Origin of the sequence: Sphaerotilus hippei, assembly GCF_003201595.1 — a bacterium.
GTDB lineage: Bacteria > Pseudomonadota > Gammaproteobacteria > Burkholderiales > Burkholderiaceae_C > Sphaerotilus > Sphaerotilus hippei.
The window spans coordinates 19,950-30,006 of record NZ_QJJS01000029.1; the positions used below are offsets into that span (position 1 = coordinate 19,950).

Below are 10,057 nucleotides of genomic sequence, written 5' to 3' on the forward strand. Positions count from 1 at the left end.
CGATGAACACGACCCTCTCCAGCCTGAGCCATGAAACGGCCCGTCTCGACGCCCAGCGCTCGAAGGGTGCGGACGGGGTCAAGCCCTCCAGCACGGAGCCGGGCGCGTTTGCCGGCCTGATGCAGTCCATGACGACCGAGCCGGTCCCCGCTGCGCCGACGCCGGCGGCGGCGCCCGCCTCCGGCCCGGCCGCGACCCCGCCCGAGGACGGCGCACCGGCCTGGATCTCCTCCTCCGAGCGGTATGCGCTGCGCAGCGACCCGATGCCGGCGAGCGAGGTCGTGCCCGCCCAGGAGGACAGGGCCGCACCCGCGCCGGACGCCGGGACCGACGGCCCGGCACCCCGGCGGGTCGCCGGCCCCGGGGCGGCCAAGGCACGGGGTCCGGGCCGCACGGAGGCCAGCGCGGCCGATGCCAGCGCCACCGAGGACCGCGCGGCGTCCCGCGCGTCCGGCAAGGCCGGCGCCGAGCGGGACGCGACCACCGCGGACGGCCTGGTGCCCGGCAGCCTGAACTGGTGGTTGCAGCAGGTCGAGGCGCCCGCGGCTCCGGTGCCGGGTGCCGAGACCGGCACGCCGGGGGCGGCGGCCGGAGGGGCCGGCGTGGCGGCGCCCGAACTTGCCCTGGCGGCGGCCACCGAGGCCGTGGCGTCCGAGGCGGCCGCGGCGATGGAGCCTGCGGTGGCCGAGGCCGCCGTGTCGGGCCAGCCGGACTTCGCCGCGCTGATGGCGTCGACCTCACGGGAGCTGGCTTCGTCCGGCGCGACGGCGCCGTCGTCGACACCGGTTCACCTGTCGCTGGCCACGCCGGTCCACGACCCCGGTTTTGGTGAGGCGGTGGCCGTGCAGGTCGCCCGCTGGACCGGTGAAGGGGTGCAGCAGGCTACGCTGGACCTCAGCCCGCTGGAGCTGGGGCCGATCCAGATCCGCATCGACGTGGACGGCAACCAGGCCTGCATCGATTTTTCCGCCGCACGGCCCGAGACCCGTGCCTTGCTCGAATCGGCGATGGCCTCGCTGGCCGATGCGCTGCGCCAGGACGGGCTGGAACTCGGTGCCTCGAGCGTCAGCGAGTCGGTGGCCCCCTCCGGTGGTGACCGGTCCGGCGGCGATGCCGACCGTTCGCGCGGTGGTGACGCCTCCCCCCGTCCTGGCGAGGGGCGATCAGGATCCGGCCAGCGCCAGGACGAACGGGCTGCGGCGGGCACGGGCTGGGGCGCGGGATCGGGCCTCGATCGCACCGCCTGGAGCGGTGTGGTCGGGGCTTCCGCAGCGCACGGCCCCTCGCGGCGCCCTGGTGGACTGGACCTGTACGCCTGAGCCCGCGCCGCCGCAGCACGGGTGACGCGACGGTTTTGCCGTCTTTTTCCGCTCTTTGAGATCGGCGGGTGATTTCCATAATCACCTCAACCGATACCCAGGAGATCTCCATGTCCGCCCCCGCCGCTCCCGCCGCCGGCGATGCCCCGAAGAAGGGCTCCAAGAAGCTGATCATCATCATCGCCGTCGTGGTGCTGCTGGTCGTGGTGGGTGGTGCTGCCGCATTTTTCCTGCTGAAGAAACATCCCGAGGGCGAGGATGGCGAAGGCGAGGACGGTGCGCCCGCGTCGTCCCATGCCGCCCCCAAGGCCGAAAAGGCCGAGGCCGCCCACAAGCCGGTCAAGCGCGACCCCGCCCATCCGCCGGTCTACGTCGCGCTGGACCCGTTCACGATCAACCTCGCCGACCGCGAGCAGGAGCGTTATGCCCAGATCGGCATCACGCTCGAGGTCGACGAACAGAAGTTCGCCGACGAGATGAAGGCGTTCATGCCCTCGATCCGCAACAGCATCCTGCTCATCCTGTCGCACAAGACGGCCGCCGAGCTGCTGGAGCTGGAGGGCAAGGAAACGCTGGCCGAGGAGATCAAGCGCGAGGCCGTGCGGCCGATGGGCATCTCCATCGATCCGGAAGAGGCCGAGGACAGCGCGCCCGCCGGCAAGAAGAAGCGTCGCCGTCCGCCGGTCTACAACCCGGTCCAGCAGGTCCACTTCTCGAGTTTCATCATCCAGTGAGGCCGACCCTTTCCGCGGGGCAGTCATGAATCAGCAGATTCTTTCGCAGGACGAGGTCGATGCCCTGCTGCAGGGCATCACCGGCGAGAGCCAGAAGCTCGATGCCGAAGACGCGCCGACCTCCGGCGTGCGCGAGTACAACCTGGCGAGCCAGGAGCGCATCGTGCGCGGGCGCATGCCCACGTTCGAGATCATCAACGAACGTTTCTCGCGCAACATCCGCATCGGGCTGTTCAACTTCATCCGCAAGACGCCCGAGGTCAGTGTCGGGGGCATCAAGGTGCAGAAGTACAGCGCCTTCCTGCGCGAGACCGTCGTGCCGACGAACTTCAACATCATGCATGTGCGGCCGCTGCGCGGTTCGGGCCTGATCGTCTGCGATCCGACGCTGGTGTTCGCGGTGATCGACGCCCTGTACGGCGGCACCGGGAAATTCCATACCCGCATCGAAGGGCGGGACTTCTCCGCCACCGAGCAGCGCGTGATCCTGCGCATGGTCGAGGTCATCACGGCCGAATACAAGAAGGCATGGCACGGCATCTATCCGCTGGAGCTGGAGTACCAGCGCTCGGAGATGCAGCCGCAGTTCGCCAACATCGCCGCCCCGGGCGAGGTGGTCGTGACCAGCTCGTTCACGATGGAGATCGGCGAGACCAGCGGCACGATCCATTTCTGCATTCCCTACGCGACGCTCGAGCCGATCCGTGACGTGCTGTATTCCAGCACGCAGGGGGATTCGAACGAGCCCGACCGCCGCTGGGTCAAGCTGCTGACCCACCAGATCCAGGCCGCCGAGGTCAAGCTGGTGGCGGAACTGGCCCACGCCCCGGCCACGGTGGAGCAACTGCTGGCCTTCAAGGCCGGGGATTTCATCGAGCTGGACCTGTCCAAGGTCATCCAGGCCAAGGTCGACGGCGTGCCGGTGCTCGATGCCCAGTACGGCACGTCCAACGGGCGTTATGCCCTGAAGGTGGAGCGCATGCTCACCAACAACCAGAACTTGAGCTGGATCGGAGATCAGCATGGCAGCTGACGAATCAGGCGCCGACGCGATGTCGGAACAGGACCAGATGGCCGCTGAATGGGCCGCTGCGCTCGAGCAGCAGGCCCAGGGCAGCGATGCCGGCTCGGTGTCCGAACTGGTGAGCACCAACGATGCGGTGTCCCCGGCGGCCTTCGCCAACTTCGGTCCGTCCGGGGCGTCCTCGGGCACGGGGCCTGCAGCGGTCAACGACATCAACCTGATCCTCGACATCCCGGTCCAGCTGACGGTCGAGCTGGGGCGCACGCGCATTCCGATCAAGAACATCCTGCAGCTGGCCCAGGGGTCGGTGGTCGAGCTCGACGCGATGGCCGGTGAGCCGATGGACGTGCTCGTCAACGGCTACCTGATCGCCCAGGGCGAGGTGGTGGTGGTCAACGACAAGTTCGGTATCCGCCTCACCGACATCGTCACCCCGAGCGAACGCATGCGACGCCTGTCGCGCGGGGGCTGAATGTCGTCCGGAGATGTCGCGGTGAACTCGATGTGGATGCCCCTGGTCTGGCTGGTCGTGATCGTTGCCCTGATCCCGGCGGCGCTGCTGCTGTTGCGGCGCAGCCGCGTGGGCGGGCTGCTGGTGCGGCCGGCCCAGGGCGGCGGTCCGCGCCTGGTCGCCAGCCTGGGGCTGGGCCCGCAGCAGCGGGTCGTGACCATCGAGGTCGGTGAGGGCGAGGCCCGCCGTTGCCTGGTGCTGGGGGTCACGCCGCATCAGATCACCGCCTTGCACCAGTGGCAGCCACCCGAGGCGTCCGTGGCCGAGCCGCCGTCCGGTCCGGTCACGGGTGGGGGATTCGCGCTGGCGCTGAACCGTTTCCGCCGTGACCTGTCGGGCGGATCCTCCGGGGGCGACCATGGCCCGCGCTGATTTCTTTCGCCATCCGGCGTCGAGGTGGCTCTGCGGCTTGTCGGTGTTGTCGGCATTTCCGCTGCTGGCTTCAGCACAATCCGCTCCGGCGACGCTGCCGCTGCTGGTGGGTCAGGGCGGGGGCGGCACGAGCTTCTCGGTGCCGATCCAGACGCTGCTGTTCTTCACCGCGCTGTCCTTCCTTCCGGCCCTGCTGCTGATGATGACGGGCTTCACCCGCATCGTCATCGTGCTCGGCCTGCTGCGCCAGGCCCTGGGCACGCAGGCCGCGCCGCCCAACCAGGTGATCATCGGCCTGTCCCTGTTCCTGACCCTGTTCGTCATGGGGCCGACCTTCGACCGGGTCTATCAGGAGGCCTACCAGCCTTACGCGGCCGGCACGATCAGCGTCGACGAGGCCCTCGCCCGGGGTGAGCAGCCCGTGCGCCAGTTCATGCTCAAGCAGACCCGCCAGTCCGACCTGGCGCTGTTCGCCAAGCTGGCCCGGCTCGATCCGGCGCTGAAGGCTGCCGACGCGCCGCTGCGCATCCTCGTGCCTGCCTTCGTCACCAGCGAGCTCAAGTCGGCGTTCCAGATCGGCTTCCTGATCTTCATTCCCTTCCTGGTCATCGACATGGTCGTGGCCAGCGTGCTGATGAGCCTGGGCATGATGATGCTGTCGCCGGTGCTGGTGTCGCTGCCGCTGAAGCTGATGCTGTTCGTGCTGGCCGATGGCTGGAACCTGCTGCTCGGCTCGCTCGCGGCGAGCTTCGTGACCTGATCGAGATTCAAGGACCATCAAGATGGATTCTTCCCAGGTGTTCACCCTCGGCCAGGAAGGCCTGACGATGCTGCTGATGGTGGCCGCACCGATGCTGCTGACCGTGCTGGTGGTGGGGCTGGTGATCAGCATCATCCAGGCCGCCACCCAGCTCAACGAGGCCACGCTGTCCTTCGTGCCCAAGATGATCGCCGCGGTGGTGGTGATGGCCGTCGCCGGACCGTGGATGCTCACGACGCTGGTCGAATACCTGCAGCGCACGCTGCAGTCGATTCCGCAGGCCGTCGGTTGAGGCGGGCAGGGCGGCGGCCATGATCGGTCTCACCGAGGACACGCTGATGGCGTGGCTGATGCCGGTGTTCTGGCCTTTCCTGCGCACGCTGGCGCTGATGATGACCGCACCGGTGCTGTCGATGCGCAGCGTGCCCTCGCGGGTGAAGATCGGCCTGGCGTGGCTGGTCGCGCTGTGCGCGCAGGCCTCGTTGCCCGAGATGCCCCGGGTGCCGCTCGACAGCGCCGCCGGCCTGGCGATGGTCGCCCAGCAGGTGCTGGTCGGGCTGAGCCTGGGTTTTGCCGCCCGCATCGTGTTCGCCGCGGTCGAATTCGCCGGCGAGCTGATCGGCCTGCAGATGGGCCTGAACTTCGCCGGCTTCTTCGATCCGGCCACGGGTTCGCAGGGAACGGCAAGCGCCCGTTTCTTCAGTACGATCGGCGCCTGGCTGTTCATCGTGATCAACGGCCACCTGCTGATGACCCTGGCCGTGATCCAGAGCTTCGAGTCCTTTCCGGTCAGCACCGAGTTCCTCTCCGTGGTCACCCTGCTGCGTCCGCAGCTCTGGGGGACCGAAGTGTTTCGCCTGGGCCTGTGGATCGCTCTTCCCATCATCACGATGCTGCTCTTCGTCAACCTGGTGCTGGGGGTGATCTCGCGGGTGGCCCAGCAGATCCAGATCTTCTCCGTCGGCTTCGCGATCACCGTGTCGGTGGGCCTGGTCGGCATGATGCTGACGCTGCCGATGCTGCAGCAGCCGATGCAGGCCGCCCTGGAGCGCATGCTGGGGCTGTTCCAGTGAAGCGCTGGTCGCTGGCCGTGGCCGCCGGCTGCCTGCTCGCGCTCCCGGCCTGTTCGCCGACGCTGGACTGGCGCGAACTGCGGGTGACGGCCAGCGGCCGGCTGCTGTTTCCCTGCCGGCCCGATCAGGTCGGCCGGAATGTGGTGCTGGAACAGGGCTCGGTCCCCGCGACGATGTGGACCTGTGACGCCGGCGGGCTGACCTGGTCCCTGACCCGCTTCGACCTGGACAGCTCCGAGCGTGCCGGCAGCCTGTTGCTGGAGCTGCGCCATCGCCTGCTGATCAACCTCAAGGGCAGCGAAGAATCGGCCCTGACGCCCGAGGTGTCGGGGTCCACGGCCAGCGTGCATGCCCGGCGCAGCAGCATCCTGGGCATGCGCACCGATGGTTCGCCCGCCCGGGCGGAGGCCTTGTTCGTCGCCCAGGGTGCCAGGGCGTACCAAGCTGTTGTGCTGGGGCGACCCTCTGCCGTCCAGTCGCACTCTGCCGCGGTCCAGGAATTTTTTGACAGCCTGCAATGGGGCCGCTGAGCAGATAATCCCCGGCCATGGCTCGCCTGCTTCTCCTCGCCCACGCTCCCCTGGCCTCAGCCCTGAAGGCGGTGGCCATCCACACCTTTCCGGAACTGGCCGCCCGGGTCGATGCGATCGACGTGGTGGCCGACTGTCCGCCGGATCAGCTCGAGCGCTGCATTCGCGAGCACCTGGAGGCCTCCCGGGCCTGCAACGAGCCGGAGATGCTGATCCTGACCGATGTCTTCGGCGCGACGCCCGCCAACGTGGCCCAGCGCCTGGCCGACGGGGTGCTGGTGCGCGTGCTGGCCGGGGTCAACGTGCCGATGCTGTGGCGGGCGCTCAACTACGCGGCCCTGCCTCTTGATGAACTGGTGACCCGCTCGATGGCCGGCGCGACCCAGGGGGTGATGCCGGTGGCATCGACGCGGCCTCAGAACCAGACCTTTCAGCCCAACGTTCATGATTCGGACTCACATCACCATCAGCAATAAGCTGGGGCTTCACGCCCGGGCCTCCGCCAAGCTGACCAAGCTGGCGGGCAGTTTCCCCTGCGACATCTTCCTGAGTCGCAACGGCCGTCGTGTCAATGCCAAGAGCATCATGGGGGTCATGATGCTGGCGGCCGGACTGGGCAGCGAGGTGGAGATCGAGGCCGAAGGCGCCCGAGAGGACGAGGCCGTGACGGCGCTCGTCGCCCTGATCGCCGACAAGTTCGGCGAAGGCGAGTGACCTGCTGGCCACCCGCTGCCGGTCGGCTCAGGCGTCTGGCGCCGACAGGAAATGCCGGCGGTATTTTTCAGGCAGGTCCTGCAGCCGCATCATCATCGGCAGATCGGCCGTGTTGAAGTCCGGATCCCATGCCGGCGCGCCCAGCACCTTGGCCCCGCAGCGCAGGTAACCCTTGATCAGCGCGGGGGCCTCTGCCTCCAGGTCCCCGCGCAGGTCGTCGACCGGCAGGGCCAGGCGGGGCTGGACCTGGTGCTCGATCGGCGCCAGGTGAGACTGGCGCAGCCGGTTCCACAGGCTGGCCGCCGCGTGACCGCCGTCGCGCATCGTGATGCTGGCGCAGCCGATCATGGTGTCGAGCCCGCGGCGCGTCAGGAACCCGCCCAGCGCGGCCCAGAGGGCCAGGATGACGCCGCCATGCCGGTGGTCCGGATGCACGCAGGAGCGGCCCAGCTCGGCCATCTGGTTGCGCAGGGGCCGCAGGCGGGTCAGGTCGAATTCCGTGTCGCTGTACCAGCCACCGACCCGACGGGCCGCCGACGGTGTCAGCACCCGGTAGGTTCCGATCACCTCGCCGTCGTCCCCATCCCGCGTGTCACGCACCAGCAGGTGATCGCAGAACTTGTCGAACAGATCGACGTCGAGCCCTTCGGGCGTGCCGGGGGGCGGGCAGAGCCGCGCGCCCATCTCCACGGCGAACACCTGGTAGCGCAGCCGCTGGGCTTCGCGGACCTCGTCCTCCGAGTCCGCCCAGCTGACCGAGATGGCCGGGGTCATGTCGCGTCGCGATCCACCGGTCGCCGCACGCTCGGGCAGCGGCCCGCGCGGGGGCATCTCCGGCCGCGGGCGGCGCAGGATGGGCAGGTCGGCAAGAGGCATGGTGGGCAAGGGCAAGTCCCGCATCGGAAGCTCCATCTGTAACGAGGTGGATGCTCGTCGAGGGCGATGACACGGGCGTGTCCTGGCGATGAAGGGCCGATGACGGTGGAGGGTCAGACCTGAGCCTGCAGCGCAGGCCGCGCTGCTACGATGACACCATGAGTGTGCAAGTGTTCGGTCTTCCTGTGTCGCGCGGTGTGGCCATCGGGCGCGCGGTGCTGGTGGCCTCCAGCCGGGTCGATGTGGCCCACTACTTCGTCGATGCCGCCCAGCTGCCCGCCGAGATCGCCCGCCTGAAGCAGGCGCGTGACATCGTCAGCCAGGAGCTGGGTGCGCTGAAGGACAGCGTCGGCGGCGACGCTCCGGCCGAGCTGGCCGCACTGCTCGACGTGCACCTGATGCTGCTGCACGACGACACCCTGGCGGCGGCGACCCGCCACTGGATCGTCGAGCGCCGCTACAACGCCGAGTGGGCGCTGTCCGCGCAGCTCGAGGTGCTGGCGCGCCAGTTCGACGAGATGGAGGACGAGTACCTGCGCGAGCGCAAGGCCGATCTGGAGCAGGTCGTCGAGCGGCTGCTGCGTGCGCTGGCCGCCAAGGGGGCGCCGCTCTCGCCGGTCGTGCCGGTCGCCGCCCGCGACTTCGCCGGCGAGGATCCCCTGATCCTGGTCGCCGGAGACATCTCGCCGGCCGACATGCTGCATTTCCGGGGCAGCGTCTTCACCGGATTCGTCACCGATGTCGGCGGGCGCAACTCGCACACCGCCATCGTCGCGCGCAGTCTCGACATCCCCGCCGTGGTCGGTGCCCGCGATGCCAGCCGCTTGATCCGTCAGGACGACTGGATCATCGTCGATGGTGATTCGGGCGTGGTCGTGGTGGCGCCGTCGCCGATCGTGCTGGAGGAATACCGTTTCCGCCAGCGCCAGTCGCACCTGGAGCGCGAGCGGCTCAGCCGCCTGCGCGCCAAGCCGGCCATCACGCTGGACGGACTCAAGGTCGAACTGCTGGCCAACATCGAGTCGCCGGATGACTGCGTCGCTGCGCTGGCCGCCGGTGCGGAGGGGGTGGGGCTGTTCCGCAGCGAATTCCTGTTCATGAACCGGGCCGGGGCCCTGCCCGACGAGGATGAGCAGTTCGACGCCTACAGCCGTGTCGTGCGGGCGATGAACGGCTTGCCGGTCACGATCCGCACTGTCGACGTCGGGGCGGACAAGCCGCTGGATCGCATCTCCGCGGCTGAGCTGCGCCATGAGCACATCCTCAATCCGGCGCTGGGTCTGCGGGCCATCCGGTGGAGCCTGGCCGACCCCGACATGTTCGACGTGCAGCTGCGCGCGATCTTCCGCGCCAGCGCCTTCGGGCCGGTGCGCCTGATGATCCCGATGCTGTCGAGGGCCAGCGAGATCCATGCGACGCTGGAGGCGGTTCACCGCGTGCGGTCCCGCCTCGACCAGGAAGGGGTGGCCCGGGGCGAACTGCAGGTCGGCGCGATGATCGAGGTGCCGGCGGCGGCGCTGTCGATGCCGCTGTTCCTGAAATACTTCGATTTCGTGTCGATCGGCACCAACGACCTGATCCAGTACACGCTGGCCATCGACCGGGCCGACGAGTCGGTGGCGCACCTCTACGACCCCTGGCATCCGGTCGTGCTGAAGCTGGTGCTCGACACCATCCGCCTGGCGACCGCTGCGGGCAAGCCGGTCAGCGTGTGCGGAGAGATGGCCGGGGACCTGGAGTTCACCGAACTGCTGCTCGGGTTCGGCCTGCGCTCGTTCAGCATGCACCCGACCCAGCTGCCTGCCGTGAAGCAGAAGATCCTGCGCACGGACACCCAGCGTCTGCAGGCGCTGGTGGCCGCGGCCGTCGACCCCGAGTCGACCCAGGCGTTCATCCAGCCGCTGGCCCGCCAGACACGCTCGGCCTGAGCGCCTTGCGTGGGGCCATGAAAGATTTTCTCGACACCCTGTTGACAGGGTCTGGGATCTGGCTAATAATTGCGTTCTTCGCTGCTGACAAACAGCAAACGCCGAGACGGTGGTTGCGGCAAGTTGGTGGTGAAACTGCTCTTTAAAAATTAACAGCCGATAAGCGTGGGCGTTTGAAGGCGAGTGCCAGTGTCGCAAGACACATGGTCTTCGGAC

The 10,057-nt window shown here is 68.5% G+C and carries 13 protein-coding genes; 12 read left to right on the top strand and 1 reads right to left on the bottom strand.

Translation table 11 applies throughout. The annotated features are described in order from the left end of the window. The first annotated feature begins 2 nt into the window (after positions 1-2). From C7444_RS19325 to C7444_RS19375, 11 genes are all read left to right on the top strand, one after another. The gene (locus C7444_RS19325; RefSeq protein WP_110402493.1) at positions 3-1,319 is read left to right on the top strand and encodes a flagellar hook-length control protein FliK; all 1,317 of its coding nucleotides are present in this window, start codon (positions 3-5) and stop codon (positions 1,317-1,319) included. Positions 1,320-1,429: 110 nt separating this feature from the next. Beyond that, positions 1,430-2,053: a flagellar basal body-associated FliL family protein gene (locus C7444_RS19330; protein WP_110402494.1), complete on the top strand. Its 624-nt coding sequence runs from the start codon at positions 1,430-1,432 to the stop codon at positions 2,051-2,053. Positions 2,054-2,078: 25 nt separating this feature from the next. Then, positions 2,079-3,086: a flagellar motor switch protein FliM gene (fliM, locus tag C7444_RS19335; protein WP_110402495.1), complete on the top strand. Its 1,008-nt coding sequence runs from the start codon at positions 2,079-2,081 to the stop codon at positions 3,084-3,086. Further along, complete coding sequence (gene fliN, locus C7444_RS19340) at positions 3,076-3,549, top strand: flagellar motor switch protein FliN (RefSeq protein ID WP_245909651.1); 474 nt, start codon at positions 3,076-3,078, stop codon at positions 3,547-3,549. The genes fliM and fliN overlap by 11 nt, the downstream gene beginning before the upstream one ends. A 30-nt stretch (positions 3,550-3,579) precedes the next feature. Then, positions 3,580-3,960, top strand: coding sequence for a FliO/MopB family protein (locus C7444_RS19345; RefSeq protein WP_245909652.1), 381 nt, complete (start codon positions 3,580-3,582; stop codon positions 3,958-3,960). Further along, positions 3,947-4,720, top strand: coding sequence for a flagellar type III secretion system pore protein FliP (gene fliP, locus C7444_RS19350; RefSeq protein ID WP_110402498.1), 774 nt, complete (start codon positions 3,947-3,949; stop codon positions 4,718-4,720). The genes C7444_RS19345 and fliP overlap by 14 nt, the downstream gene beginning before the upstream one ends. A gap of 22 nt (positions 4,721-4,742) precedes the next feature. Next, positions 4,743-5,012: a flagellar biosynthesis protein FliQ gene (fliQ, locus tag C7444_RS19355; protein WP_110402499.1), complete on the top strand. Its 270-nt coding sequence runs from the start codon at positions 4,743-4,745 to the stop codon at positions 5,010-5,012. 19 nt (positions 5,013-5,031) lie between these two features. Further along, on the top strand, positions 5,032-5,793 hold the full coding sequence (gene fliR / locus C7444_RS19360; protein WP_110402500.1) for a flagellar biosynthetic protein FliR: 762 nt from the start codon (positions 5,032-5,034) through the stop codon (positions 5,791-5,793). Next, on the top strand, positions 5,790-6,323 hold the full coding sequence (locus tag C7444_RS19365) for a hypothetical protein (protein ID WP_110402501.1): 534 nt from the start codon (positions 5,790-5,792) through the stop codon (positions 6,321-6,323). The genes fliR and C7444_RS19365 overlap by 4 nt, the downstream gene beginning before the upstream one ends. Positions 6,324-6,340: 17 nt before the next feature. Next, positions 6,341-6,799 (top strand): PTS sugar transporter subunit IIA, encoded by a 459-nt coding sequence (locus tag C7444_RS19370; RefSeq protein WP_110402502.1) that lies wholly within the window; start codon positions 6,341-6,343, stop codon positions 6,797-6,799. Further along, complete coding sequence (locus tag C7444_RS19375; RefSeq protein WP_110402503.1) at positions 6,768-7,037, top strand: HPr family phosphocarrier protein; 270 nt, start codon at positions 6,768-6,770, stop codon at positions 7,035-7,037. The genes C7444_RS19370 and C7444_RS19375 overlap by 32 nt, the downstream gene beginning before the upstream one ends. Before the next feature lie 27 nt (positions 7,038-7,064). Here C7444_RS19375 and C7444_RS19380 read toward each other — a convergent pair whose 3' ends face one another. After that, a complete protein-coding gene (locus C7444_RS19380) occupies positions 7,065-7,937 on the bottom strand; it encodes a GNAT family N-acetyltransferase (RefSeq protein WP_110402504.1) in 873 nt (290 codons plus the stop codon). Between the two features lie 134 nt (positions 7,938-8,071). Between C7444_RS19380 and ptsP the strand changes: the two genes are divergently transcribed. After that, positions 8,072-9,841: a phosphoenolpyruvate--protein phosphotransferase gene (gene ptsP / locus C7444_RS19385; RefSeq protein ID WP_110402505.1), complete on the top strand. Its 1,770-nt coding sequence runs from the start codon at positions 8,072-8,074 to the stop codon at positions 9,839-9,841. Positions 9,842-10,057: the final 216 nt, after the last annotated feature.